Below are 25,494 nucleotides of genomic sequence, written 5' to 3' on the forward strand. Positions count from 1 at the left end.
TTTTCCCATGTTTATTCACATATAATCTTTTCTATAACATGAATAATAATTTAAGTTTTAAGCCTGTTAGACAATCTTAATTTTTAACATTTCCTTCTTTTTTTAACACATCGGCCATGCTTCTACATTTAATAGTAGTAAAAGACTACTTAAAAAGGAGGGGGTTGTATTGAAGAATAAAAAAAACATTGGCTGTTTTGCTCCTTTGTCTATCATTTGCCCAGATCCTTGTCCACCTCCCCCTCCTCCAGATCCAGATTGCGAGCGAGTAACAAATGAATTTGCAGGAAATTTCCTTATAACGAATAACAACATTCCCTCCGCCAAAGATGAATCGCAATCGATGATAATGTGGCAAAGTGATGGAATGCTGCCCCTGAGCACTCACAAGACATAGTTGTTTCCCCTCTCTTTTATATTCCCTATATGTGTATGTCCCTCAGAGTCTTTTGCCTGTACGATTCATCTATTTTCAAAAAATATACAAATATCAATGACTAGATAGATTCCGTGCTGTTCCTTTTTTTCATAAATTTATAGGTTAATATACCACCGACAACGATAACGACGACTAGTAATATCGGTAGCATATATTGCCCCACAACATCCGCCGCTTTTTCCCAATGCGGACCTAATTTCATTCCAAAATAGACATATAAAGTTGTTAACGGGAACATTGCTACAAATGTATATATACTAAATTTCCATATGTTCATTTTCGCCATACCACATGGAACAGAAATAAGCGTTCGAACGCCAGGTACAAAGCGTCCAACAAATGCTACAACTGGTCCATATTTCTCAAAGAAATCATCTGCTTTTTGAATTTGTTCTTCTTTAATAAAGAAGTATTTCCCGTACTTTATTAATAGAGGACGACCACCGTAATAACCGAGTGCGTATAACGTTAACGGTCCTGTCGTTCCGCCAAGCGTTCCAGCTAATACAGCTAGCCAAAAATTCATATCACCCTCGTACACCCAATATCCAACCATAGGCAAAACGACTTCTGCGGGAATAAATTCAAACGTTAAAGCCAATACAACTCCAAAATAAGAAAACTGCTTTAAAAACTCAATTATATCTAAAATAATTTGCTCCATATTTTAACTCCTATCCTACATTTACGTTATGCTTTTCTTGTAATTGAACTGGAGCCATTTTTACAATTCGGTTCAAAATAAATAACACAATCCCAATATCATCTAAAATACCGATGAACGGTAAGAAGTCTGGAATTAAATCGAGCGGCATCGCTACATAACCAACTAAAAAAGCAATGGATAAGATTTTCTTCTTTATTGAAACCTCTTTTGAAGTAAAAAAGTCAAATAGGAATGGAACAAATCGGCGAACATGAAATACAACTCTTAATCTACTAATAAGTTTTTTCATTTTTATATCTCCTCTCCTTGTATACAAAAAGGCCCCTACCAAATATGGTAAGGGTCCTAAAAAAGACAATAAGGGGCCTTTACCATTGCTGGTAAAGGTCTCACTAACAACGAAACGTTGCCAATAAAGCCGAGGGTTTCTCCCTGTAATGACGACTTTACTGTAATAAGTTACTCCCCTTTATATACACAATTTTATACAATCACATTAAAATATTTTAGAGGGCTTGTCAATATATTTTATATTCCAATCCCTTCTGCTTACCCTTCCATAAAAAACAAAAAACGTATAGGAAATTTCTTACTATCTCATAATATACATAATCATTTTTGAATGAAAGGAGAGGCTTCATTTGCATACAGTATGGAAAGGTGCACTTTCACTTGGACTATTAAATATAGGAATTAAACTATATAGCGCCGTAGATGAAAACGATATAAAATTTTTAAGCCTCCATAAAGAATGCTTAACACCTATTAAATATAAAAAATTCGCTCCCAATTGTACAGATGAAGAAGTCGATGATAAAGATATTGTAAAAGCCTATGAATACGCACCTCATAAGTACATTATTATGGATGAAAAAGAATTAGCTGCGTTACAAAAAGCTCATGAACCACGATCTATTCGTATTATATCTTTTATCCAAAATAACGAAATTGATTCTGTTCTCTATGATCGTTCTTATTTTATAGGCCCTACTCCAGGACACGAAAAATCGTATCTATTATTAAAAGAAGCTCTTGAACGTACGAATAAACTTGGTCTTATCCATATTTCCATTAGAAAAAAACAACATTTAGCTATTATCCGTAACTTTGAAGATGGACTTATGTTGCAAACTATTCACTATCCTAATGAAATTCGCGATATAACAAATATACCTAACTTACCAAGTAACGAAAATTATCCGATTCAAAAACAAGAACTCACCGCAGCAATCAACTTAATTCATCATCTTACAAACCCTTTCGAACAAGAGTTATATACAGATGAATATAAAGAAGCCCTTACCGAATTAATAGAAAATAAAATTGAAGAACAGGAAAAAACGGAAACCATCTCTCCTGCTCCAAACATCATCAATATTATGGAGACATTACAGGCAAGTATTGAACAAGCAAAAATAAAAAGAGACAATAAAACAGAAAAAGAGGCCAAATAAAATTGACCTCTTTTTCTTTAAAGCGGATTACATTTCGGCATTTCGAGTCCAGATGATTGGGCTAATTTTAATAAATAATAACATTCCTCTCTTGCCATATGATCTGCCATTCTCGCTGATAATGCACTTAATATTTCATTTGATAACTCTAATTCTTCCACTTCATGTAAAAAATGCGAAAACAATTTTAGTTCAAGTGAAACATCTTTTGTAAACTTCTTTAATGCAGGAAAATGATGAAGCTCTGTTCTTAAATACCCCGTCATTTCAACTGCCTTCAAATAAAACTGTTCAAAGTGCTTCTCGAATTCTTCACTTTTCTCTTTCAACCTTTTTTCAACAAGATCTAACCCACCAGAAATAGAGCCTGCATGACCAGCTGCATCTGTTAACCAAACGAGATGATAATGCAGTTCATGAAAAACAGGTGGAACTTCCCCCTTCTTCAAAAACTCTAAAACCGTTATATACTCTTCCACTTCGTTTACCATATGATTAATAAAAGTCGGCGTAAAATGAATAGTAATTCTTCCTTCCAACTGTTTCTGTATAATATTTAATTTAAACATTCGTATTTCCTTAGCGGCTTGTTCCGCCTCTTTGGAAAATGCCATGAGATTCACATTACGAACTTTATTTAACAGATTCGTAAATGTTTCAACAAAATAAGTAGCTTTTTTTATATCTTCTTTTTCCTTTGGGGCTAACGCATCAAGTAAAAATTGCGAATGATCACTCAGCACTTTTAGCCAAAATTGATGCTCGAACAACGCACTTTCTTCATAATTTCTCTTCACCAAATCCCCTCCGTTTATTCATCCTTCTCCACCACTTGAAGTTTATATCCATCTGGGTCTTGTACTACAATACTCTTTGCACATTCATTTTCTGTATATAAAATTTCATAAAACGCTAGCTTCTTTTTCAATTTCTCTATGTTAGAAATCGTAAATGTTAAAACCTCGCATGAATCTGTAACACCTTTTTCCCGCCCACCTAAAATACGATCCATGACAAAACTAATTCTCTTTGAATCAGAATCATACCAAACCCCCGTTACATCTAATTGAGGTCTTTCTAAACTAGGTTTAATTCCTAAAATCCCTTCATAAAAATACAAAGTTTCCTTTAAATTCTTCACTTCTAATACAATACATTGCTCCACATTCATTCCCCCTGTACCTATTACCTTTTTATATGTGTCATAAATGCCTATTATGTCTGAATACAATACGTAGTGATGAAGAATATAGGGAGGTTTATTAATGGATAAATATATGAAATCATATGTGCCATACCATAGTCCTCAAGATCCTTGTCCTCCTATTGGTAAAAAATATTACTCTACCCCTCCTAATTTATATTTAGGTTTTCAACCGCCAAATTTACCACAATTCTCACCGAAAGAAGCACTACAAAAAGGAACTTTATGGCCTGTTTTTTATGACTATTACGAAAATCCTTATAAAAAAGGGCGGTGACGACTGACGTGAACCAGCCACTACCAGAAGAATATTATCGACTTTTAGAGAATCTCCAAGAATTAGACTTTGTACTAGTCGAACTAACGCTTTACTTAGACACCCACCCAGACGATACAGCAGCTATTAATCAATTTAATGACTTTTCCTATAAACGAAGAGTACTAAAACAACAGATGGAAGAAAAATATGGACCACTTCAACAGTACGGAAATAGCTATTCTAATGCCCCTTGGGAATGGAGCAAAGGTCCTTGGCCATGGCAAATATAAAGGAGAGAAACTATGTGGATTTATGAAAAAAAATTACAATACCCTGTTAAAGTAGGAACTTGCAATCCAGCACTTGCAAAATTATTGATTGAACAATATGGCGGTGCAGATGGAGAGTTAGCTGCTGCACTCCGTTACTTAAATCAGCGTTATACAATTCCTGATAAAGTCATTGGCCTCCTTACCGATATTGGTACAGAAGAATTTGCGCATCTTGAAATGATTGCTACAATGGTTTATAAACTAACAAAAGATGCGACTCCTGAACAGATGAAGGCAGCTGGTCTTGATCCTCATTACGTCGACCATGACAGCGCACTTCATTACCATAACGCGGCTGGTGTTCCATTTACTGCAACCTATATACAAGCTAAAGGTGATCCAATTGCTGATTTATACGAAGATATTGCCGCTGAAGAAAAAGCACGTGCCACATATCAATGGCTTATTAACCAATCAGACGATCCCGACATAAATGACAGCTTGCGCTTTTTACGTGAACGAGAAATTGTCCATTCACAACGTTTCCGAGAAGCAGTTGAAATTTTAAAAGAAGAACGCGATCGAAAGATTTATTTTTAACACACGTATCCTAGCGATATGTGTTTTTTTTACGTTTAAAGTTAAATCCTTCCTATTAAACATATAAATAGTATATTTATTCGATTTAATGCATTATTTTTTAATTTTTTCAAAATTCCCTATTGCTTTCTAGTCATCAGACCTTTAAAATAATAACAGTTACTCGACAAATTGTTTGAATTTTCGACAAAAACACTCAGTAGGAGGATTTTCTTTATATGCGTACAACTTTAAAACCAGCGCAAATACTTTCGATTAGTTTATTACTATTCGCAGTTTTCTTCGGTGCTGGTAATATGATTTTCCCGCCCCTTCTCGGCCTTTCTTCCGGAGAAAACATGTGGATTTCCATTACAGGATTTATTATTACAGACGTCGGTTTATCTTTACTAGCTATCGTCGCTGTTGCCCTTGCCGGTGGTAGTTTTAACACTTTAGCAAGCCGTGTTCACCCAAAATTCGCAGCAGTATTTGCTATCATTATTTATCTTTCAATCGGCCCACTATTTGTTATTCCACGAACTGGATCTGTATCTTATGAAATTGGGATTGCACCACTTTTCCCAGACCAATGGTACTCTATGTTAATCTTTAGTGCGATTTTCTTTACAGTCGTCTACTTCTTATCATTAAATCCATCAAAATTAGTAGATCATATCGGAAAAATATTAACACCAATTTTACTTGGAATTATTGCGATTATGGCAACAAAAGCAATTCTTTCACCAGGAACGTTTGCAGAACCTGTTGGTGACTATAAAGAAATTCCGTTTTTCAAAGGATTTCTTGAAGGATTTTTAACGTTAGATGCAATCGGTGCACTCGTACTATCAACGATTGTTGTAAATGCAATTCGCCAAAATGGTATACAAGAGAAGAAATCAATTGCGAAATATACAATTATTTGCGGAAGCATTGCCGCTCTATTTTTAACAATTGTGTACTTCTTACTCGGTTATATCGGGGCTTCAAACGGCAACTTAGGACAATTCGAGAACGGTGGTCAACTATTAGCAACTGTTATGTATCACTTCTTTGGGACAAGCGGTAATGTTTTATTAAGCATCGCCATTATCTTCGCTTGTTTAACGACAGCAATTGGTGTTGTAAGTGCATTTGCAAACTATTTCGCAACAGTACTAACAAATGTTTCTTACAAAAAGCTCGTACTATACGTTTGTATTTTTAGCTTCGTGATTTCAAACTTAGGATTAAGTTTACTAATTAAAATTACTTTGCCTGTATTAATTATTCTATATCCAATTACAATCATTTTAATTTTCGTATCATTTATCGATAAATATACGAAACGTAAACCTTCTGTCTACATCGGGGCAATGATCGCAGCATTCCTTATTAGTTGTATTCATGCACTTGATAATGTGGGAATGATACCAAACTTTATTGCTAATATTGTACACACCATTCCTTTTTATAACTTAGGAATCGGTTGGATCGTTCCAGCAATAATTGGTGGTATAATCGGATACTTTATTCCGCAAACAGAAGCTGAAGGCGAAGTTTCTACAAAATAAAGAACAGAAGCAAGCATGAAATACATGCTTGCTTCTTTTTATTTTCTATCGCTACATACTGTATTTGTGTATGAACGGACCGTTAACGTATAGTAACCAAAGTAAATGATGATATACACCCCTATACTACCTAATAAAGGAATGCTATATTCAAACATACCTGTAAATCCCATCAAGCTTAAAAATGCAAAGAATGTATGACAAATCGCAAGAAGTAATGGCATTAAAAATATCGCACCTACTTGCTTTCTTACAGACTCTCTTGCTTCCTTTTTCGTGAGTCCGATTTTCTTTAACATTCCGTACGCTGGACGCTCTGCCATCGCTTCTGTTATTTGTTTAAAGTATAAAATACAACCTGTTGCAAGAATAAAGACAATCCCTAAAAATACACTAGCAAACAATAATACTGCCCCATCTTGCAATTCAGATTGGCTCGCCTCTTCAAAGGATTGGAATTTCGCTTCTTTGGAAAGGATATTCGCTAGATTTTTCGTTACCTCTGCATTACCATTTCCTTCAACAATAAATCCACTTACTGTTGAAATAGCTTTCCCTCTTTGCAACTTATTAAATAACGAATCTTGAACAACAAGTCCAACTGGTGCAAGTTTTGCGCTAACAACTGTTTCTTCGCGGTGATCAGCAATTATTACCTCTCTCTTCATCCCTTCAAAGGACACATTATTTCCTTCAAGCGAATTCTTTTCGATGTTATATGATTTATACGGATCTAATAAAACAACTTCCTTTTCAGAACCTAAAACAGCTTTTTTATTACCTAATATAGAAGCTGCTTTATTATAATCTGACTCTTTTATAACTTGTACATTGCCATCACTAATTAAATATCCTGTTAACATACTCGAACCATCTATATTTACTTGCCCCGAAAACAACTCTACTTTTGTTTCACCCTTAATGATTCCTCCATGTTTTTGTATCTCTTCTCTAACTTTCTTATTTAATTCCTTCCCAGTGGTTACATATTCATAACTAACTGGATTCATAAGTGTTGCTGTTTTCTTTGCTCCATAATACATACTAGAACTTATACCAATTGTGCATAGTGTTACCGCACTTAATAAAGATAGTAAAGCTAACATCTTTACGTTTCCTTTTATTCTAAAGAACAATGAAGAAACCGATAAAATGTTCGTTCCATTCCAATATTTCGTTTTATCTTCCTTGATTGTATGGAGTGATTTCACTGTATATTGCTCAAATAGTAAAAACGTACCTTTTACAATACAGCCAAAAATAAGTAGACCTGTAATAAAAATTGCTCCAAATCCAAAAACTTGTGTAAGTAGCGCAATGATATAACCTGTAATTAATAAAACAATCGCTCGTTTTGCCTTCTTACTTGAATACGTAGGTGCCTCTTCTTTTTGATTTTCACCATATAGTAATTCAACTAAACGATGCTCATAAATTAACTTTTTACTTTTCCATGATGCAATAAAGAAAATTGCTCCTATCGTTATAAGAACTTCTACTATAGATAAAAATGAAATCGTAAATGTAAAAGTAAATGCACTTCCCATTAACTTTACGAGAAACCCTGCGCACATATTCGCTATAAATAAACCAGCAAGAATACCTAACACACTTGCCGCAGCACCAACTAATAATGTTTCATAAAAGAGTAATTTCGCAATCTCCTCTTTACGAATACCTAATAAACTGTATAGTGCAATTTCTTTTTTCTTCTTTCGTAAAAAGAAGCTATTACAATAAAAAATAAATATCGTTAAAAAGATAATCAACAATATTTGTGCAAACGTAAATGTCGTTTCCACCTTATCTGATTCTTTTAAAAGAGCTACTACACTTTCATTTCGTTTAATCGATACGAATGTAAAATAAATAATAATGCTGCCTACTAATGAAATAAAGTATAGAAAATAATCTTTCATATTTCGTTTTATACTACGTTTTGATACTTCTAAAAAATCCATCGTATACCTTCACCCGCTCTCGTATTTCTCTATACATGAAGTGTATACGAAATTGTATTTCTCCCCTATCGATTTTCATTACATCTCTCTTACGATATTGTAATATAATAAAATAAAAAGAACCTAGTCTCCTAGGTTCTTTACATCGTATGTTTAAACGTAAACAACTCTTCTTTTGAATGCACAGCAGATTGTTCCTCTTCTACAATGTCCTTCTTTATCTCTCCTCCCAACCTTACTTTCATCATCGCCTCTTCTATACTTTTTACAATCATATTTCCTGAAAAAATAGTAAGTCCAAAAAATGTAATAGGAACGAGAGGAATCCACGGATTCACTGTTAATGACCTATAGTATACTCCAATTAAACCTGACCATTCATGCGTATAAGATTCCACCTCTTTTATTTGTCCACCAAACATTACAGTCCCACCAAAGAACACTTCAAGTAATCCTAAGTGCAGTAAAATAGTAAGAGTCTGCGTAAACTGCTGAAGAAATACGAGTATAAACGGCATATAGAGATGCGGAAAAAGATGCTTTATAACAATATGTCTTCTCGATCCACCTAATATGCGCGCGGCATCAACAAATTCTTCCGTTCGCAATTTACGAACTTCCTTCGCAACATACAGTGCAATAACTGGCATTACAAGCAGTACAAGTAATACCACTTGAAACGAAGCCCTTTCAAAAAAGGTTGTTGTCTCCTCTCCGCTTCCAAATGTATTTGCAGATTGAAGAAAAAAATACGCAATCATAACTGTCGGAATAACTGTAAAACTATCAAAGAAAGCCTCAATTTTTGAAAATCCTCTTTTTATATACGTTCCGAGTACGACACCGAAAAACACACCTATTACCATTCTAAGTGCCGCAATTAAAATAGATATACCAATCGTCCACTTCGCGCCCTCAATGACTAAATGTAACAGGTCATACCCTTTCCGGTCTGTCCCGAGTAAAAATTGTAATGAAGGTGGAAACGGTGGCACTTGTGGATTTTCATCCGCATCATATTGCAATGTAACTTGTCTAATATGTCCATCATTCCATAACGTATTTCCGATGCTCAAAAGAACTAATAGGAGAAGAAATCCAATACTTATCCAAAATCTTTTATCACGTTTTATATACGTCCACATATTATAATCTCTCCTTCATCGCAGCCGGAATGAGATAATGAAACAATTTAAATAAAATAAAAATCGGAATATATATAAGAAGCACACTAACAATGAAAACCTCAACTCTAATACCGAAATACGATTTCAAAAACATAAAAATACCACCCGTATTAAAAATCCATTCTATAATATATAAATTAGATAACATAAAAAAGATATTCGTTTTCGCAAAGAATAATGTACTAAGCAACACATTTCGTAAAATATGACGATTTAAAATATGAAAGCGCCCCAGCCCTTTCGCCTTAGCAAATAGTACATAATCTTTTTCTAGTTCATTTTCAAAACGAAGCACGACCATTTTTACAAACATAATCGTAGTCGGGATGCTCAAACACAATATTGGCAACCCCCTAATCGACTCGCCTCCAATTGAAGCAATTTGAAAAGGTAAAAAACCTGTTTGTTTAAAAAACCATACAACTAAAATTTGTGATACTAAAATAAGAAGAATATCTGGAATGGATTCTAGGAAGATAAGAAATGATTTAATTCGATGTTGTATACGCGGTGAACTACTCATAGTCACATAAACAATACAAAATGCTACAAATAATGAAATGAAAAAAGCAGCTAAAAATATAACAATTGTTTCTTTATAATGGACAAACAACTGCGGAAATAAAAATTTATCTCCCACATATTTAAAATTGGAGATGTTCATTAAATTCACAAACACTTCTTGTAAACTCTTTATGTACTGTGATGCATGCAGCTCAAATCCATAAAATAGTTTCGGCAATGTCCCTAAACAAATAATACCCAAAATCGAAATAAGAAATTGAATCGTCACTTCCATCCCATTCAAAAATACTTTTTTGATCATTTTCGCCCTTCTCTCTCTATAATTTACCCTTTAATTTTATTCTTAATTTTCTGAATTGTAAATATTTAATATATAAAAAATCGCTAGGTTATGACCCTAACGATTCTTTATGTAACTGTTTTTCTCTTTTCGCAAATGGCATATACAAAATAAAACATCCAATAAGCGCAGCTATTTCTAATGAAATAATATAGTAAGGATGCGGCCCTAACATATCGAGTAATGAAGCAGTTTCTGGCTTATGAGCTAAAAACATATAATTACCGCCTGTTTTGTAATTTACAAACGAAACAATTGGAATCAATATGTTTAAAAATATCATTGTGCGTTTAATAGATTGTACTGTCGGACGATATCCTTCCACCCAAGTCATAAAGAGTGGCGCCCAAATGAGCAATATATGCGCGATAAAATATTCAATGAACCGAAAATGCGGAAAAGCATACTGCAAGTTTGGCGTTAAAATGGCTTGTGATGCACCAATAATTCCTGTAAAAAATACAATCTCATATATACGGTAACTTTTCGTTATGATCATAATTGACGCTAACAACAAACTAATCGTACACAACTCGAATGGTAATGAAGTAGCTAGCTCAAAAATCCCTGCTTTCCACTCCCACATATGAAGTCCAATTTCACTCCCTATAAATAGAAATGCAATCGCATATCGAACCGTTATATTCCACTCATTTTGACGTAATACATCTTGGTATTGATATAAAAAAACGATTCCCACCAACAGAATAAATAATATAATGGCATGTTGCCTTGAGTAGGGAATAAACGGTTTTAATGGATGCGCACTAAAATAAGCTTCCATCTTCCTTCCTCCTCTCCTTCATACAATATTATTGTAAGAAAAAAAACAAGCGTCAATTCATTTGCTTAAACTAAGACAACCTCTACCTTACATTTACATATTCATACCTTACAAAACTGTAAGGTTATTGTAAGCTAAAACGATTTGTCAGATTCTTCACCTCTTCTATACTGAATGTAGATACTAAAACGAACGAAAAGGTGATAAATAGATGAAGAAGAAAAATAAAGTGTTAATTACTAGTGTAGTAGCAATCGGAATTGCAGCTGGATCATACTTTGCATTTGCTGGCGGCGGTTCAGAAGTAGCAATGGCATATAGCGGATATAAAGTAACAGAAAAACAGATTGAAAACGCGCAAAAATTTGGCGGTGAAGTTATTCCAAACGGCATCGAAACAATTTCATTTGATCCAACAAAAGGAACGTATGAATTAGCTGTAAAAAAAGGCGATGAAGTAAAAAAAGGGCAACTCCTTTTTAAATACAATGACCCTGCTGCTAAACAAGGTGTAACAGAAGCAGAAATGCAAAAGAAAATCGCACAAAAAGAAGTAACATTGTTCCAAAAACAAATTGATGCAGCGAAACAAAAATTACAAAAAGATAAAAATGCAGGTCTTCCTGCTGAAGCATTAAAAGCATCAGAAGTCGAAGTTGGACAATTAGAATCACAACTTGAAATGAAAAAGTTTGAAATAGAAAAAGCTGATGAAATGATTAAAACGGCAAAAGAGAGAGTAAGCAATCTTTCTGTAACAAGTCCTGCTGATGGCATAATTGATGATATCGTAAAAACTGCTGATGAAAAAACAGGTATGAGCGGTATTACACTTCGTCACGCTGGCCCATTTAAAGTAAAAGGTCAACTTTCTGAATATGAACTTGCTAGTATGAAAGTTGGGCAAGAAGTAACTGTTTCTTCAAAAACGGTCGCTGGTAAGACTTGGACAGGAAAAGTAACAGAAATCGGTTCTACACCATTAAAGAGTATGGACGAAAACAAAACAGTTTCTAACTATCAATTCACTGTCACATTAGATAATAGTGAAGAATTACAAAACGGCTTCCACGTTTACGTAACGAGTAAATCTGGCGAAGCAACTGGCACAATTGTTCCGAAAAGCAGCATCGTGAAAAAAGGTGACAAAAATGTTGTCTTCGTCATAAAAGACGGTAAAGCGAAAGAACAAGCAGTTACTGTTGAATTCGAGACAGATAGCGAAGCAAAAGTTTCTGGAGTGAAAAAAGGAGAACAAATTATCTCTAAACCGGAAAAAGACTTAAAAGATGGTATGGAGGTTGTCGTTGAATGATTAACTTAAAAGGCATCACGAAATCCTTCCAAAATGGTGCAGAGTCCGTTCAAATATTACACGGAATTGACGTAACACTGAACCAAGGAGAATTCACTTCTATTATGGGACCATCTGGTTCTGGTAAATCAACATTAATGAACATTATCGGTTGTTTAGATAAACCAACGACAGGTACGTACGAACTAGCTGGACAAAACATTTCAAACATGTCTGAAACAGAACTTGCACATGTTCGTAATAAAGAAATCGGATTCGTATTCCAAAACTTTATGTTATTACCGAGACTTTCAGCACTTCAAAATGTAGAGCTCCCTCTTATTTACGCTGGAGTCGATAAAAAAGAAAGGCGCGAGCGCTCATTAGCTGCTTTAACAAAAGTAGGTTTAGCTGATCGTGCTACTCACCTGCCGAACGAACTATCAGGTGGACAAAAACAGCGTGTCGCTGTTGCACGCGCAATCGTAAATAACCCGAAATTTATCTTAGCCGATGAACCGACGGGGGCACTTGATACGAAAACAAGTACACAAATTATGGACCTCTTTTACGAATTAAATAAACAAGGCTCAACAATTATTATGATTACCCATGACCGTGAAATCGGGGAAGCTGCAGCACGTCAAATTGTAATTCGTGACGGAAATATCGTCCAAGATTGGAGAGGTTAATTTTGAACACGAGTGAAAATATACGCATGGCCCTTTCCTCTATCTTTGCTCATAAAATGCGTTCTATTTTAACGATGTTAGGTATTATTATCGGTATTAGTGCCATCATTACTATCATTTCAATGGGTGATGGTACAAACGCAAAGTTTAAAAAAGAGTTAGGCCAAGGAAAAGATAACGAAGTAACGATTTACTACAACAATCCTGACTATGGAACAGATAATGCCAAAATTACAGCTGATATGCTAAACCGACTGCAAACTGTACCAGGCGTTAAAGATGTGTATCCAGATGTAAGTATGAAAGTAAAAGCATCTGCTGGTTCAAAAGATGTAAATCTTGATTTAAAAGGCGGAACAGGCGCCTTTATGACAGATTCGAAGATAAAATTAGTTCACGGTCGTGAATTAAACGACAGTGAGCTAAACCAAGCAATCCCTGCTGTTATATTAAATGAAGAAGCTTTCAATAAATTATTTAGTGGTTGGGAATCAAATCAATACACAGATATAAAAGGAAAGCCGTATAAAATAGTCGGTGTATACGAAACGAAAAACGACTTCGGAATGCCTATGCCTGAAGGTTATACATCACTTGAAAACGCGCCTGTCATTTCAGGAGTAACTGAGTATGACTCTGTCAGATTAACAATGACCTCTCCGGCCGAACGTAAAAGTGTAGAAAAACAAGCCGTTTCTGTTTTAAACGAAATGAAAGCTCCTAAATTTGAGCACAAATTCGAAGCACAAGATTTAGGTGAATTTACGAAGCAATTAGATGAATCAATCGGTATGATGAAAATGGTATTCGGTGGTATTGCCGCTATCTCCTTACTTGTTGGTGGTATCGGTGTAATGAACATTATGCTTGTATCTGTAACAGAGCGTACACGTGAGATCGGTATTCGTAAAGCTCTTGGTGCAACGCGTGGTAAAGTATTAACACAATTCTTAATTGAATCTTGTATTTTAACAGGACTCGGTGGTTTCATTGGTTTCATGCTCGGTATCTTCTTCGCTTGGATCGTCTCCATCTTTGCCGGATGGCCACTCGTTGTCTCAAAAGAACTTGGACTTCTTGCAGTAGGTATCTCCATGTTAATCGGTATTATATTCGGTCTACTACCAGCTAACAAAGCTGCAAAACTGGATCCAATTGAATGTTTACGATATGAATAAACAAAAACGTAGGAGTTTACACTCCTACGTTTTTTATTTATCTATTAAATCATGTTTCTTCTATTATATATGTTTCACGTTATAAACATCTTTCATTATTTTAATCTACTAAATCTATTATAGAATCCTATTATTGCAAAAATACTATGTGAAAGTCGAAAATCAAGGCGTAATTTTTTCCATACCTCGACTTATTTTGTAACAATTATAGCGATATTTTATTAAATTTCACCTCATTTTTATTTCTCCACAACTAAAATAGTTATTTTTACATAACTACTTTTCTGTTCCGACAGCAAAATACGTCATTTTTGTAATGATTACGAAATAATTACGTAATACTATAGAAATAATATTAACCTATCAGAAATTGAAATACTACCTTTTTTATGCATCACATGCTCAAACCTCCCCTAAAAACTATAAGAAAGCGCTTTTAGGATATTACTGGAATTATTACAAAATATTAATGACCCGTTACGAAAGCTTTGTAATTTTATGTTTTTCGCAAATAAGAAAATAATGGTTGCTATAATGAGGTCAACGAAAACAAATGCAATGGAGGCTATTATGAAAAAATTTATGGGTATAGCAACAGCAGCGGTTTTTGGTCTTGGGATTTTCACAACATCTGCTAAAGCAGAAACGTTTGTAACGACTGATGTACTAAATGTACGAGAAAACCCAACTACTGAATCAAAAGTTGTAGGAAAATTATTAGATGGATATAAAGTTAACGTTTTACATACAGAAAACGGATGGTCAAAAGTAAAATTGAATAGCGGTAAAGAAGCTTTCATTAGCGCTGACTACACAAAAGACACTTACTACGTAACAGCTAACGTATTAAACGTACGTGCTGGTGCAAACACAGACTCAGAAATTCTTGGTAAATTGAAACAAGATGATGTAATTGAAACAACACACCAAGTTGAAAATGATTGGATCCAATTTGAATATAACGGAAAAACAGCTTACGTTCATGTTCCTTACTTAACAGGTAAAGCTCCAGTTAAAGTTCAACCAGCAGTAAAAGTTGAAAAAACAACGAAAGTTCAAGATACAGCTAAAACTGTAGCAGCAACTAAAACTCGTGAAGTAGCTGAAATGCAAGCAAAAGCTAAAGCTCAGGAAGCAACTAAAGCTCGTGAAGCAGCTGAAGCTCAAGCAGCGGCTAAAGCTCGTGAAGCAGCTAAGGCTCAAGAGGCAGCTAAAGCTCAGGCAGAAGCTAAAGCTCAAGAAGCAGCTGAAGCTCAAGCAGAAGCTAAGGCTCAAGAAGCAGCTAAAGCTCGTGAAGCAGCTAAAGCTCAAGAAGCAGCTGAAGCTCAAGCAGCGGCTAAAGCTCAAGAGGCAGCTAAAGCTCAAGAAGCAGCTGAAGCTCGTGAAGCAGCTAAAGCTCAAGAAGCAGCTGAGGCTCAAGAAGCAGCTAAAGCTCGTGAAGCGGCTAAAGCTCAAAAACCAGCTACACAACAACCTGTTGCAAAAGAAACTGAAACAAGTGCACCATCATCTTCTCGTGAGTTACGCGTTGTAGCAACAGCTTACACAGCAGATCCACTTGAAAATGGTTATAAAGCAGGCGACCAAGTAAAATCAGCTTTAGGTCACAACTTAACAGCTAATCCAAACATGAAACTAATCGCAGTTGATCCAAGTGTCATTCCATTAGGTTCAAAAGTATGGGTTGAAGGTTACGGAGTAGCAATCGCTGGTGATACTGGTGGAGCTATTAAAGGAAATAAAATCGACGTTTTAATGCCAGACAAAGGTACATCAAGTAACTGGGGACGTAAAACAGTTACAGTTAAAGTATTAAACTAGTTTGTAAAAAAAGAGTCAGTCTCATTGAGGCTAACTCTTTTTTATAATTCTTACATTCTCTCTTTCTCTTGAAAGTAAGTAATATTATCTCGAAGCCATTTCCTCTCCGACACAAACAAGTTTCCACGTTTTTTGTACACTTTATCAAATGTCTTTAGAACTTCTTCATGATTAGCAAACTTATGTAAGAAACGAAGAGCAATGAGGATTTCTGATTCATCAATAGACTCTACTTGATTTTTACGTCTTCTAGAAACAACTTTCGTTACACGTTCGCAAATTGGCTTAATCGCCATTTCATCTCCATATGCATAAATAGCTCGAATGGCCTCATATTTCACCATGACACTTCTATCAGATAAAGCATCAATATAAACTATTTGTAAGTCTGTTCTTCCGATTTCTGCCAAAGTCTCAATGGCTGCCGAACGAATATAAGCACTATCGCTGTGTAAAAGTTTCGTTAAAGATAAAATTGATCGCTTTGTTCCAATCTCATGTAAAGTAGCACATATATTTATAATATCATCTCGATTCTCTTCCACTGTAAGTAACTTCAATAAGGCATCTTCTGCTTCTAACGATTTACACAACTTTAAAGCAATGACAGCGGAATAACGAACTCCACTATTTTTATGATATATGTAAGGAATAATTTTATGTGCATTGCTCGCTTCCGATAATTTACTTAAATCTATAAGCATACTATCCAACACTACCCTGCTTTCTTCACTTTCTAACCGATTTATCAAATAATCTGCAATATACATCTCTCTAGTATTTATTGCAAGTTGTGTAATTAAAAAATAAAGGCTCGTTTTTATATATACTTTTCGTGCTTCCGTTACTTTCTCTTGGAAACAAGAAAAAAGCGATAAATCATTTAACTCCCTCGCTTCTTCATACGCACATTGCCGAATACCTGCTTCTTCATCATCCATCCGCCTTAATAAATCATCTATATACTCTTCCATCTCCTTCTCTCCCGTCCAAATTAAGTCTATCTCTTTGCATTCTATATACGATAGACTACCATTTCAACAGAAAAAAAGGATGCCACAGCATCCTCTCCTTCTCTCCCCTATTCCACACAAGTAAACTGCGTCCAAGCTCCTACATAATCTAGTAAGAATAACTCTTCTTCTGCAATTGTACCGACAATATTTTTCCGTTCATCTATCGGCATTTCTTTTAGAATGATTTGTAGTTCACCTTTATACTTACCAAATGAATTGTTTCCAATTACAACTTGCCCTCTTTCCTGTCGTACACTTTCGCGCACCGGGAAGTCATAGTCTTTGTATTTCTTACGTACTTCTGTAGAACGTACCATATATTCTGTTATGTCGCCGCGTCTTACGTGTAACTCTTGCAGTGTCGCCCTCTTCTCTACTTCAGTTACTTCGTCTACAAAGTTTACTTTCAGCTGTAACATGTAACGATTTAAGTTTCCTAGTTTCTCTAACTCTTCTTCACTCGCATAAGCATTTCCGATAATAACGTCATCAATAAGCCCTGTCGCCCATAAATGTTTCGCTTGTACCTCAATCGGTAAGTTACGATGCTCTTCTAATGTACATAATCCGTCGTTAATATCCCATGGGCCGATGTTAGCTGCATGTGACGTAATAAATGCTGCTGTGCGAATACCATACTTTTTAAAGCGTTCACTACAGCGAATGAAATAGTCATACGGAAGTCCAGTAAATTTTTGCGGATAGAAGTTATGACAACCGATTAAAGCTGACTTATTCGCTTGATGCGAAAGAATATTTTCTAAGTACGCAATATCGTTACTTACGTTTAGCTCAATTTTTAAGCCGTACGGATTATTCGTCATTTTCGCTTCAGTTAATCCGTCAAACCCTAAATCTAATCGAATACCGTCTGCACCTAACTCTGCGAAGAATGATAGATCACTATAACTAATACCGAGCTGATCAAAGACAGCTGGAGCTACATCTAAAATAACTTCCATATTGTTATCTTTCGCATGATGAATAATTTCTTTAAATTCAGCTACAATTTCTTCTTTCGGTCGATTCACAGACAATAGGCATGTGAATATTCTTGAAAAACCGTGGCGTGCCGCTGCCGAAATGTATGCCATATCTTTTTCTTTCGTTGAATGCTCTGGATAAAGTGAAATTCCTAATTTACGCTCCATGCTTTTGCATCTCCTTCACACGTTGTATTAATGCCATGCTCGTAAATCTATATTTTGCAGATAAACATGTTGCACATAAAATCGTTGGTACAATAATTACGTACGGTGATTGTAAGCTTAGCATTACATAGGCACCCATTGAACTACCGATAAATACAATTGATACTAGTAGTAAAACTAATAAAGATTTACTTTGTACCCATTTTGAATAATGTGCAATACACTGCCCCGCTACAAATGTAATTAAGATGATAATTGCTCCGAGCATTTTTCTTTCTCCTCTCCTGCTAATTGTTGTTTCTCATACATTTTGAAGAACGGATAGTAAATAACGAATGAGATAACAAAGTTAACAAGTACAAGTACACCAGCCATAATTGTCCAGTCCGTACTAATAATCGCTGCAATTGGTGCTAACATCGTAAATGGCAGTTTCGCCATCATCATCGGAATCATACCTGAAACAACTGCGAAATATGATACTGTCGTTGTCACTAACGGTGTAATAACGAACGGAATAATTAAGATTGGGTTCATTACAATTGGTGCCCCGAAAATAATTGGTTCGTTAATATTGAATAAGCCTGGCACGAATGATAATCTACCTAACTCTTTTAAGAACTTAGATTTAGAGAACATAAACATAATTACTAAAGCTAACGTTGAACCTGATCCACCAATCCATACGAACCATTGAATAAATTGCTCTGTAAATAAGTTTGGTAATTGATGTGCATTTCCTGTAGCTGTGAATACTTCCATATTTTCAAGAATTGCAGAATCCCACATTGGACGAATAATCGGTCCTAAAATCGCAGGGCCATGTATACCGAATGACCAGAAGAATACGATTAAGAATACTGTTAATAAACCGCCGAATAAATTATTTCCTACTAATACTGATTTTAGTGGTGCGATTAAATATGTGATTGTTGTATTTACATCAAATTTCAAACCGTAGCGAATACCCCAGAATAAAAGAATAACTGCTAACGTTGGAATTAATGCTGCAAACGAATTTGAAACTGCTGGTGGTACACTATCTGGTAATTTAATTGAGATATTATGCTTAATCATAAAGTGATAAATTTCTACTGCAATTAAAGCTGTAACAATTGCGCCGAATAAAGATGTTGCACTTAATGTTCCTACTGAAATATATCTACCTGCATCAATAACACCTGGTACGGCTTTCGTAATTTGAATTGGTTCAACTGATGCTAGTAAAAAGGCGAGTACAGATAATAACCCTGCACTTAACTGATTGAGCTGATAAAAGTTCGCGAGCGAAGCCCCTACCCCAAATGCTGCATATAATGCCATTAGTCCTACCGTAAATCGGAATGGAATATCTAAAATATGGCGAAACGGTGCAATCCACTCCATATATGCATCAATTGGTAAGTTTAAAAAGATAACGAAAAATGATCCGACAATCGTTAACGGTAATGTAGAAATAACCCCGTTTCGAATTGCTAATAAATGTCGCTGTCCGGCAATCTTTTGTGTTGTTGGCATAATCTTTTGTTCCATAAAACTCATAAAACCATTCATCAAAACCCCTCCTCTTTCTCTTTTCTATGAAAGAATGAAATAAAGTTATAACATTATAATGTTTATATTTAAAAAAATATAATTATGCTAAAACTAATTGTTCTGCTTGTTTCAATACTTTCAAACCATCACACATGCCATAATCTCGTTGGTCTATAATCGCAACTGGTATATTGTATGAATTTGCAAGAAACTCTACGGCTGGAAATAAATATTTCACTTGCGGACCAATTAAAACAACATCAGCATTTTTTATTTCCAGTTTCACAAGTTCTGAATCAACTGCTTTAATTTTATAATCCTTCCCTTGTTTCATTGCCTCTTCTTGCATTTTTCTTACAACCATACTCGTTGACATGCCTGCTGCACAACATAATAAAATGTACATCTTATACTGTCACTTTCTCTTCTATTCGTTTATGAAGAGTGATAAATTCTTCAGCAAGTTCTTTCACTGTAATTGCATTCATTAAATGATCTTGTGCATGCACTAACAGTAAACTGATTTCTGCATGATTTCCTCTTGCTTCTTCTTGAATTAAGTCTGTTTGAATACGATGAGCTGCTGAAATTTCTTCCCTAGCAAGTGTCATCTTTTCACTCGCACTCTCAAAATCTCCTTGTCTTGCAAAAGCAATTGCTTCAAGTGACGCGCTTCTCGCGTTGCCACCATGTAAAATTAACGCAAATGGAGTTTGCATATTAGTCATTTTAAATTCCCCCAAGCCATCTTTTTTCTATATTGTTATCTTATTATGAAAACGCATACAATTAAACATAAAAAACTTCCGTTGTGTAACGGAAGTTTTTATATACTTCTCTTATAACGATAATAATATCTCTTGAAAATCTTCAACCACTTCAGCCTGAGCTAATTTCTCTATCGTATTTTGATTAGACATAATATCATATAAAAAATCATAAAGCTTTTGTAAATCTTCATTATTATTGCGCTTTACACTAAATAAAATAATAACTTGTACTTTCTTATCTCCCCAGTCAACCGCTTTATTAAGTGTACAAAACATCAAAAATGTTTTCTCACTTAATAACTGCATCGGATGTGGAATCGCAACTAAATTCCCAACTGCTGTAGGGGATGTATTCTCTCTTTCCATAACAGAGTCATAAAAGTGTTCTGGTACATAGTTTTTCTCAGCGGCTTTCTCACATAAAAATTGGATAACCTCTTCCTTCGTAGAAGCAATATGATTTAAAAAGATTAAATCTTCCTTCATATATTGCTGTACACTATTATTCACATGCGTAAACAACTGCTGACCAATTGACTTAATCTCTTTATCATCAAATATTGAGTTTACTTTTATAACAGGCACAGGTAAACCACTTGGTATATGAATCGTACTAATAATACAATCTATCTTTTCTTTGTAGAGATCTTCTACTTTCAATTGATAATAGCCTGTAATCCCTACAATCTCTAATTTATCTCGGAACTGTGATAAAACTTTATATTTCAATAGCTGGGCGCTTCCTTGACCAGTCGCACAAACTAATAAACATCTCTTCTTTTGATTTTGTTCCTGTAAACGGCTCATTGCTCCGCCGAAGTGAATGGCAATATAACCAATTTCACTTTCCGGAATCGGCTCACCTGTATATTCACCAATTATATCCCCAACGAGAACCGCAATTTCAAAAGCATACGGATAATTCTTTTTCACTTCTGCCAAAAGAGGGTTTCTCGTATTTAACTTATACTTCAAACGGTTTAATAACGTTTTTAAATGAACACCAAACCCGAATAATAATTCTTCATCATAATAAAAAATAAGATTCCGTTCTTCCGCTACTTTAAAAAGAATATGTTGCATGAATGCATATAGATCTTTTCCTAATAGTTCTTCCACATTTTCATAACGATCTTTCGTTGTAACAGCAGTGCTTAATAAATGCATCGTCACATATAAAACTTCTTCTTCTGGGAATGAAAAATGCAACTCTTTCTCTAACTCTCCTAAAATCTCTTTCGCAATTGTATATTCTTTCTTTATTATAAATTCAGCTTGCTCTACATGTAGTCCTTTCATATAATGTTGATCTTCACAACGCTTTAATGCAATTGCAATATGAATGACTAAATTATCAATTTCTATATCTGATAAATATATCGCTCCTCCTTCGATATACTTTAATATAATCGAACGGATAAGCGGTATATGAGGTAACGATAAGTATGTATCACTCTGCTCAAATTGCTCATGAAACGGAGTATGGTCATAACGCGGTAAACCATATTGTGATAAACAAGAACGAATATGAAACTCCTCTCCAACAATACGTATACCATAATAAGGTCTCTTTTCAATTTGTAATTGATAGCGACCACATATATCTGTAACATCTTTCATAATTAAATTTACAGTCGATTTACTTACATAAATCTCCTCTGCTAACTGTGAAAGCTTCACATATCCCTCGGTGGTTAAAATACGTTGCAGAATGTACGCTATCCTTTCTTCATAAGAAGTTGGGATTTTTTCTGTCTGTTTTTGAAATAGACTCACGCAAAACTCTTCAAACTTCTTCGCTTGTATAATTTCTAGTTCATATCCAGTCCCTCTTTGCGATTCAATTTTCGCTCCATTTTCTTCCAATATATCATTTAATAATTTTATATCTTTTTGAATCGTCTTCGTTGATACATGTAAACGGTTCGCTAAAAAAGCTCGATTTAACATCGATTTCTCTTCTAAAAACTCCTCTAAAATAGAAACTAATCGCTGATGCACCTTTGTCATAGCTCTTCCTCTCGCAATTTATATATAAAAAGGAAAAAGCTGCTGAGATCAGTAGTTTTTTCCTTTTTTTAACTTATCTATTTCTTTAATGTAAATCCGAATTTATCCCATGCTTGCAAATAATCTAATAAGAAAATCTCTTCTTCTACAATTCGACCAACTACATTTGTTTTTCCTGTATTCACCATATCTTTTAATGCAATTTGCAATTCACCTTTATATTGGCCATATTGCTCATTATCAATTAGAAGATCGCCGCGCTTAATTTCACGTGTATGATGAGGTTTAAACTCTTCTTTTTTATATTTCACACGGCTTTGTGTAGAGCGAATCATATATTCAGATACATCCCCGCGATAAAAATGAGGTTCGTCTAATACGATAATTTTTTCTAGTTCTGTCGTTGTATCATATAACTCTATATCAAATGTTTGTTTCTCTTTATTTAATGCACCTAGTGCTTGTAATTCTACTTCTGATGCATAAGCATTCGCAATAATAACATCATCAATTAATTCTGTTGCAAATAAATGCTTCGCTTGTGTTGTCATTGGTAATTCACGATGCTGCTCTAACGTACATAATCCTTCTGTTACTGGCCAAGGTCCATATGTTGCATCAAATGATGAAATAAAAGCAGCCGTTCTCATACCGTAATCTTTAAATTGTTTCGAGCATTTCATAAAATGATCATATGATAATCCAGAATAACGATGCGGATAAAAATTATGGCAACCAATTAAATTTTCGCGATTTGGTCTATGACTCATAATGTTATCTACATACTTCGTACCGTTACTCATATTGATCTCAATTTTTAAGCCATACGGATTGTACGTCATAATTGATTCTTCTAATCCTGAGAAACCAACATCTAAACGAATACCGTACGCACCTAGTTCATGGAAAAACGATAAATCGTTATATGAAATACCTAATTGCTCAAAAACAGCTGGACTAATATCAACTAACACTTGGAATCCTAATGCATTTGCATGAGAAATCGTTTCTTTAAACTCTTCTATAATTTTCTCTTTTTCACCATCTACAGATAATAAACATGTAAATACACGAGTAAATCCGTATTTACTTGCTAATGTTAAATACTCTTTATCTTTCTCTACTGTTGAATGTTCTGGATAAATAGAAATACCTAATCGTCTCATATGTACACGCCTCTTTCTTCATCATATTGTAAACCTTTTCAAATATATGTAGCGAAAAAGTATATATCCCCTTCTCATTCACTACTTTTTGAATCCGCTTTCTTTAAAGAAAAAACAATTTCTATCATTCATAGCAACTACCAGTCTATACATCTATACTTTACATCTTTTTTTCATAGTTGTGTAGTCTTTCCACAAATTTGTCAGTTTTTTACCTCGAAAATTGTTGTACGTTTTCAAGGCACCTTCCTTGACTGTTACATTGGCCAATACATATACTCGAAAGAAAAGAGAAATTTTTTATATAGGGGATGAATACATGGGAGAAGCAATACTCGTAAAACGAGAACCGTTATGGACGAAAGAATTTGTCGCGCTAATTCTAGCAAACTTATGTATGTTTTTAGGATTTCAAATGTTAATTCCGACTTTACCTGTTTATGTGAAAGAAATTGGAGGTACAAGTTCCAATATTGGATTTGTTGTCGGTATGTTTACTGTTGCGGCACTTTTTGTTAGACCGCTAACTGGAAATGCCTTGCAAAAATTCAGCAAAAAAATCATTTTAATGATCGGTACTGCTATTTGTTTACTCGCTATGGGTAGTTATCTTTTCGCTTCAACTGTTTTCCTATTGCTTGCCGTTCGAATTTTACACGGAGCTGGTTTTGGTATTACAACGACTACATATGGAACTGTCGTTTCCGATTTAATTCCGCAAGCTCGCCGCGGTGAAGGCATGGGATATTTCGGTCTTTCTGGAACGATTGCAATGGCGCTCGGTCCACTTATCGGACTTTGGCTTATGCAAACATATAACTTCACGATTCTTTTTTTATGTGCACTTTCCTGTACAATTGTTTCATTAATATTAACGAAACTACTTCAAATCAAAAAATCGCCGCAATCACCACAGCAAACATCTGGTACCTTTCTCGATGGATTTATTGAGCGCAAAGCTTTACTTCCTTCATTATTAATATTATGTATTACATTAATGTACGGGGGAATCGGAAGCTTTATTACGTTATTTGCTACGGAAGTCGGCATTGCTGATATAAGCCTCTTCTTCTTATTTAATGCACTTGCAATCGCTATTACTCGTCCATTTTCCGGAAAGTTATATGATGCGAAAGGTCATTCCTTCGTAATTATTCCAGGAGTTATTATTACGTTTACAGGTATTATTTTATTGTCGTATACAACTACCATTCCAAGCTTAATTATTGCAGCAGCATGCTACGGAAGTGGTTTCGGAGCGATTCAACCTGCACTACAAGCGTGGATGATTGACCGAGTAGCACCGCACCGACGAGGAGTCGCAACAGCTACATTCTTCTCAGCATTTGACCTTGGAATTGGTGCTGGCGCGATTATTTTTGGATTCATTGCACATTTTACAAACTACGCAACTGTATATCGTTATTCCTCTCTACTACTTATTGCTTTCCTGTTCATTTACATTACAAGTGTAAAAAAACAAAAGCATGGTGATAAAAATACGGAAAAAGCTGCTGGATAATTTGAAGTGCACCCCAATTGTTAGACACAGTCTAACAATTGGAGGTGCATTTTTTATGGCTAAATTTTCTTCAACAGAAAAAATTCAAGCAGTGAAACGATATTTAGATGG

Annotated in this window: 26 protein-coding genes and 1 pseudogene; 11 read left to right on the plus strand and 16 right to left on the minus strand. The window is 34.9% G+C overall.

Features of this window, described 5'->3' with window-relative positions; all coding sequences use genetic code 11:
• Positions 1-169: 169 nt before the first annotated feature.
• Positions 170-382: pseudogene (locus tag MR147_RS10445) on the plus strand (S-Ena type endospore appendage); the annotation flags it as partial.
• 115 nt (positions 383-497) lie between these two features.
• Here the strand turns inward: MR147_RS10445 and MR147_RS10450 are convergent.
• Both MR147_RS10450 and MR147_RS10455 read right to left on the minus strand, forming a co-directional pair.
• Positions 498-1,103 carry a DedA family protein gene (locus MR147_RS10450; RefSeq protein ID WP_000435022.1) on the minus strand — a complete coding sequence of 202 codons (606 nt, stop codon included), beginning with the start codon at positions 1,101-1,103 and terminating at the stop codon, positions 498-500.
• A 10-nt stretch (positions 1,104-1,113) separates the two neighbouring features.
• Positions 1,114-1,395 carry a YkvA family protein gene (locus MR147_RS10455; RefSeq protein ID WP_000733844.1) on the minus strand — a complete coding sequence of 94 codons (282 nt, stop codon included), beginning with the start codon at positions 1,393-1,395 and terminating at the stop codon, positions 1,114-1,116.
• Positions 1,396-1,747: 352 nt separating this feature from the next.
• On the opposite strand from MR147_RS10455, the gene ku reads away from it, so the two are divergent.
• Entirely contained in the window at positions 1,748-2,560 is an 813-nt protein-coding gene (gene ku / locus MR147_RS10460) for a non-homologous end joining protein Ku (RefSeq protein WP_074608990.1), read from the plus strand.
• 17 nt (positions 2,561-2,577) lie between these two features.
• Here the strand turns inward: ku and MR147_RS10465 are convergent, their stop codons facing one another.
• On the minus strand, positions 2,578-3,357 hold the full coding sequence (locus MR147_RS10465; RefSeq protein WP_074608988.1) for a DUF2935 domain-containing protein: 780 nt from the start codon (positions 3,355-3,357) through the stop codon (positions 2,578-2,580).
• A gap of 14 nt (positions 3,358-3,371) precedes the next feature.
• Entirely contained in the window at positions 3,372-3,731 is a 360-nt protein-coding gene (locus MR147_RS10470; RefSeq protein WP_074608987.1) for a VOC family protein, read from the minus strand.
• Positions 3,732-3,825: 94 nt separating this feature from the next.
• Here MR147_RS10470 and MR147_RS10475 point away from each other — a divergent pair, with 94 nt between their 5' ends.
• The 4 genes from MR147_RS10475 (at position 3,826) to brnQ2 (ending at position 6,430) form a co-directional block, all read left to right on the plus strand.
• Complete coding sequence (locus MR147_RS10475) at positions 3,826-4,041, plus strand: spore coat associated protein CotJA (RefSeq protein ID WP_000362188.1); 216 nt, start codon at positions 3,826-3,828, stop codon at positions 4,039-4,041.
• An 8-nt stretch (positions 4,042-4,049) separates the two neighbouring features.
• Positions 4,050-4,313 carry a spore coat protein CotJB gene (gene cotJB, locus MR147_RS10480; protein WP_001075543.1) on the plus strand — a complete coding sequence of 88 codons (264 nt, stop codon included), beginning with the start codon at positions 4,050-4,052 and terminating at the stop codon, positions 4,311-4,313.
• 12 nt (positions 4,314-4,325) lie between these two features.
• Positions 4,326-4,895, plus strand: a complete 570-nt coding sequence (gene cotJC, locus MR147_RS10485) for a spore coat protein CotJC (protein ID WP_000265278.1) — start codon at positions 4,326-4,328, stop codon at positions 4,893-4,895.
• 218 nt (positions 4,896-5,113) lie between these two features.
• Positions 5,114-6,430, plus strand: coding sequence for a branched-chain amino acid transport system II carrier protein BrnQ2 (gene brnQ2 / locus MR147_RS10490; protein WP_074608985.1), 1,317 nt, complete (start codon positions 5,114-5,116; stop codon positions 6,428-6,430).
• A gap of 38 nt (positions 6,431-6,468) precedes the next feature.
• Here brnQ2 and MR147_RS10495 read toward each other — a convergent pair whose 3' ends face one another.
• The 4 genes from MR147_RS10495 to MR147_RS10510 form a co-directional block, all read right to left on the minus strand.
• On the minus strand, positions 6,469-8,391 hold the full coding sequence (locus MR147_RS10495; RefSeq protein WP_074608983.1) for an FtsX-like permease family protein: 1,923 nt from the start codon (positions 8,389-8,391) through the stop codon (positions 6,469-6,471).
• 140 nt (positions 8,392-8,531) lie between these two features.
• Positions 8,532-9,536, minus strand: coding sequence for an ABC transporter permease (locus MR147_RS10500; protein ID WP_242304082.1), 1,005 nt, complete (start codon positions 9,534-9,536; stop codon positions 8,532-8,534).
• A 1-nt stretch (position 9,537) separates the two neighbouring features.
• Positions 9,538-10,404: an ABC transporter permease subunit gene (locus tag MR147_RS10505; protein ID WP_242304083.1), complete on the minus strand. Its 867-nt coding sequence runs from the start codon at positions 10,402-10,404 to the stop codon at positions 9,538-9,540.
• A gap of 88 nt (positions 10,405-10,492) precedes the next feature.
• Entirely contained in the window at positions 10,493-11,227 is a 735-nt protein-coding gene (locus tag MR147_RS10510) for a YwaF family protein (protein WP_000388673.1), read from the minus strand.
• Between the two features lie 211 nt (positions 11,228-11,438).
• On the opposite strand from MR147_RS10510, the gene MR147_RS10515 reads away from it, so the two are divergent.
• The 4 genes from MR147_RS10515 to entC all read left to right on the plus strand — a co-directional run bounded on the left by MR147_RS10515 (position 11,439) and on the right by entC (position 16,212).
• The gene (locus MR147_RS10515; protein ID WP_242304085.1) at positions 11,439-12,542 is read left to right on the plus strand and encodes an efflux RND transporter periplasmic adaptor subunit; all 1,104 of its coding nucleotides are present in this window, start codon (positions 11,439-11,441) and stop codon (positions 12,540-12,542) included.
• Entirely contained in the window at positions 12,539-13,213 is a 675-nt protein-coding gene (locus tag MR147_RS10520) for an ABC transporter ATP-binding protein (protein WP_000609099.1), read from the plus strand. The genes MR147_RS10515 and MR147_RS10520 overlap by 4 nt, the downstream gene beginning before the upstream one ends.
• A gap of 26 nt (positions 13,214-13,239) precedes the next feature.
• The gene (locus tag MR147_RS10525; protein WP_002020451.1) at positions 13,240-14,391 is read left to right on the plus strand and encodes an ABC transporter permease; all 1,152 of its coding nucleotides are present in this window, start codon (positions 13,240-13,242) and stop codon (positions 14,389-14,391) included.
• Positions 14,392-14,838: 447 nt separating this feature from the next.
• Complete coding sequence (gene entC / locus MR147_RS10530; RefSeq protein WP_242304097.1) at positions 14,839-16,212, plus strand: cell wall-binding protein EntC; 1,374 nt, start codon at positions 14,839-14,841, stop codon at positions 16,210-16,212.
• A gap of 50 nt (positions 16,213-16,262) precedes the next feature.
• Here the strand turns inward: entC and MR147_RS10535 are convergent, their stop codons facing one another.
• From MR147_RS10535 to MR147_RS10570, 8 genes are all read right to left on the minus strand, one after another.
• Positions 16,263-17,186: a HEAT repeat domain-containing protein gene (locus MR147_RS10535; protein WP_242304086.1), complete on the minus strand. Its 924-nt coding sequence runs from the start codon at positions 17,184-17,186 to the stop codon at positions 16,263-16,265.
• A 107-nt stretch (positions 17,187-17,293) separates the two neighbouring features.
• Positions 17,294-18,379 carry a DUF871 domain-containing protein gene (locus MR147_RS10540; protein WP_074608977.1) on the minus strand — a complete coding sequence of 362 codons (1,086 nt, stop codon included), beginning with the start codon at positions 18,377-18,379 and terminating at the stop codon, positions 17,294-17,296.
• Complete coding sequence (locus MR147_RS10545) at positions 18,369-18,647, minus strand: hypothetical protein (protein ID WP_000900037.1); 279 nt, start codon at positions 18,645-18,647, stop codon at positions 18,369-18,371. The genes MR147_RS10540 and MR147_RS10545 overlap by 11 nt, the downstream gene beginning before the upstream one ends.
• A complete protein-coding gene (locus MR147_RS10550) occupies positions 18,623-19,933 on the minus strand; it encodes a PTS sugar transporter subunit IIC (protein ID WP_074608976.1) in 1,311 nt (436 codons plus the stop codon). Before MR147_RS10550 ends, MR147_RS10545 begins: the two co-directional genes overlap by 25 nt.
• 82 nt (positions 19,934-20,015) lie before the next feature.
• Positions 20,016-20,321: a PTS sugar transporter subunit IIB gene (locus MR147_RS10555; RefSeq protein WP_000275647.1), complete on the minus strand. Its 306-nt coding sequence runs from the start codon at positions 20,319-20,321 to the stop codon at positions 20,016-20,018.
• 1 nt (position 20,322) lies between these two features.
• Positions 20,323-20,643, minus strand: a complete 321-nt coding sequence (locus tag MR147_RS10560; RefSeq protein ID WP_074608973.1) for a PTS lactose/cellobiose transporter subunit IIA — start codon at positions 20,641-20,643, stop codon at positions 20,323-20,325.
• 111 nt (positions 20,644-20,754) lie between these two features.
• Positions 20,755-22,695, minus strand: coding sequence for a BglG family transcription antiterminator (locus tag MR147_RS10565; RefSeq protein ID WP_074608972.1), 1,941 nt, complete (start codon positions 22,693-22,695; stop codon positions 20,755-20,757).
• A 77-nt stretch (positions 22,696-22,772) separates the two neighbouring features.
• Entirely contained in the window at positions 22,773-23,861 is a 1,089-nt protein-coding gene (locus MR147_RS10570; protein WP_001253343.1) for a DUF871 domain-containing protein, read from the minus strand.
• A 319-nt stretch (positions 23,862-24,180) separates the two neighbouring features.
• Between MR147_RS10570 and MR147_RS10575 the strand changes: the two genes are divergently transcribed.
• The gene (locus MR147_RS10575) at positions 24,181-25,383 is read left to right on the plus strand and encodes an MFS transporter (protein ID WP_242304088.1); all 1,203 of its coding nucleotides are present in this window, start codon (positions 24,181-24,183) and stop codon (positions 25,381-25,383) included.
• Positions 25,384-25,494 lie beyond the last annotated feature (111 nt).

Source organism: Bacillus cereus group sp. BfR-BA-01350, assembly GCF_022663775.1.
GTDB lineage: Bacteria > Bacillota > Bacilli > Bacillales > Bacillaceae_G > Bacillus_A > Bacillus_A paranthracis.

What these genes read in the sequence shown, in the direction of transcription:
- MR147_RS10450 (WP_000435022.1), bottom strand. Translation starts at nt 1,103, where the DNA reads ATGGAGCAAATTATTTTAGATATAATTGAGTTTTTAAAGCAGTTTTCT.
- MR147_RS10455 (WP_000733844.1), bottom strand. Translation starts at nt 1,395, where the DNA reads ATGAAAAAACTTATTAGTAGATTAAGAGTTGTATTTCATGTTCGCCGA.
- MR147_RS10470 (WP_074608987.1), bottom strand. Translation starts at nt 3,731, where the DNA reads ATGAATGTGGAGCAATGTATTGTATTAGAAGTGAAGAATTTAAAGGAA.
- MR147_RS10475 (WP_000362188.1), top strand. Translation starts at nt 3,826, where the DNA reads ATGGATAAATATATGAAATCATATGTGCCATACCATAGTCCTCAAGAT.
- cotJC (WP_000265278.1), top strand. Translation starts at nt 4,326, where the DNA reads ATGTGGATTTATGAAAAAAAATTACAATACCCTGTTAAAGTAGGAACT.
- brnQ2 (WP_074608985.1), top strand. Translation starts at nt 5,114, where the DNA reads ATGCGTACAACTTTAAAACCAGCGCAAATACTTTCGATTAGTTTATTA.
- MR147_RS10495 (WP_074608983.1), bottom strand. Translation starts at nt 8,391, where the DNA reads ATGGATTTTTTAGAAGTATCAAAACGTAGTATAAAACGAAATATGAAA.
- MR147_RS10500 (WP_242304082.1), bottom strand. Translation starts at nt 9,536, where the DNA reads ATGTGGACGTATATAAAACGTGATAAAAGATTTTGGATAAGTATTGGA.
- MR147_RS10505 (WP_242304083.1), bottom strand. Translation starts at nt 10,404, where the DNA reads ATGATCAAAAAAGTATTTTTGAATGGGATGGAAGTGACGATTCAATTT.
- MR147_RS10510 (WP_000388673.1), bottom strand. Translation starts at nt 11,227, where the DNA reads ATGGAAGCTTATTTTAGTGCGCATCCATTAAAACCGTTTATTCCCTAC.
- MR147_RS10515 (WP_242304085.1), top strand. Translation starts at nt 11,439, where the DNA reads ATGAAGAAGAAAAATAAAGTGTTAATTACTAGTGTAGTAGCAATCGGA.
- MR147_RS10520 (WP_000609099.1), top strand. Translation starts at nt 12,539, where the DNA reads ATGATTAACTTAAAAGGCATCACGAAATCCTTCCAAAATGGTGCAGAG.
- MR147_RS10525 (WP_002020451.1), top strand. Translation starts at nt 13,240, where the DNA reads ATGGCCCTTTCCTCTATCTTTGCTCATAAAATGCGTTCTATTTTAACG.
- MR147_RS10535 (WP_242304086.1), bottom strand. Translation starts at nt 17,186, where the DNA reads ATGGAAGAGTATATAGATGATTTATTAAGGCGGATGGATGATGAAGAA.
- MR147_RS10540 (WP_074608977.1), bottom strand. Translation starts at nt 18,379, where the DNA reads ATGGAGCGTAAATTAGGAATTTCACTTTATCCAGAGCATTCAACGAAA.
- MR147_RS10545 (WP_000900037.1), bottom strand. Translation starts at nt 18,647, where the DNA reads ATGCTCGGAGCAATTATCATCTTAATTACATTTGTAGCGGGGCAGTGT.
- MR147_RS10550 (WP_074608976.1), bottom strand. Translation starts at nt 19,933, where the DNA reads ATGAATGGTTTTATGAGTTTTATGGAACAAAAGATTATGCCAACAACA.
- MR147_RS10555 (WP_000275647.1), bottom strand. Translation starts at nt 20,321, where the DNA reads ATGTACATTTTATTATGTTGTGCAGCAGGCATGTCAACGAGTATGGTT.
- MR147_RS10560 (WP_074608973.1), bottom strand. Translation starts at nt 20,643, where the DNA reads ATGACTAATATGCAAACTCCATTTGCGTTAATTTTACATGGTGGCAAC.
- MR147_RS10565 (WP_074608972.1), bottom strand. Translation starts at nt 22,695, where the DNA reads ATGACAAAGGTGCATCAGCGATTAGTTTCTATTTTAGAGGAGTTTTTA.
- MR147_RS10570 (WP_001253343.1), bottom strand. Translation starts at nt 23,861, where the DNA reads ATGAGACGATTAGGTATTTCTATTTATCCAGAACATTCAACAGTAGAG.
- MR147_RS10575 (WP_242304088.1), top strand. Translation starts at nt 24,181, where the DNA reads ATGGGAGAAGCAATACTCGTAAAACGAGAACCGTTATGGACGAAAGAA.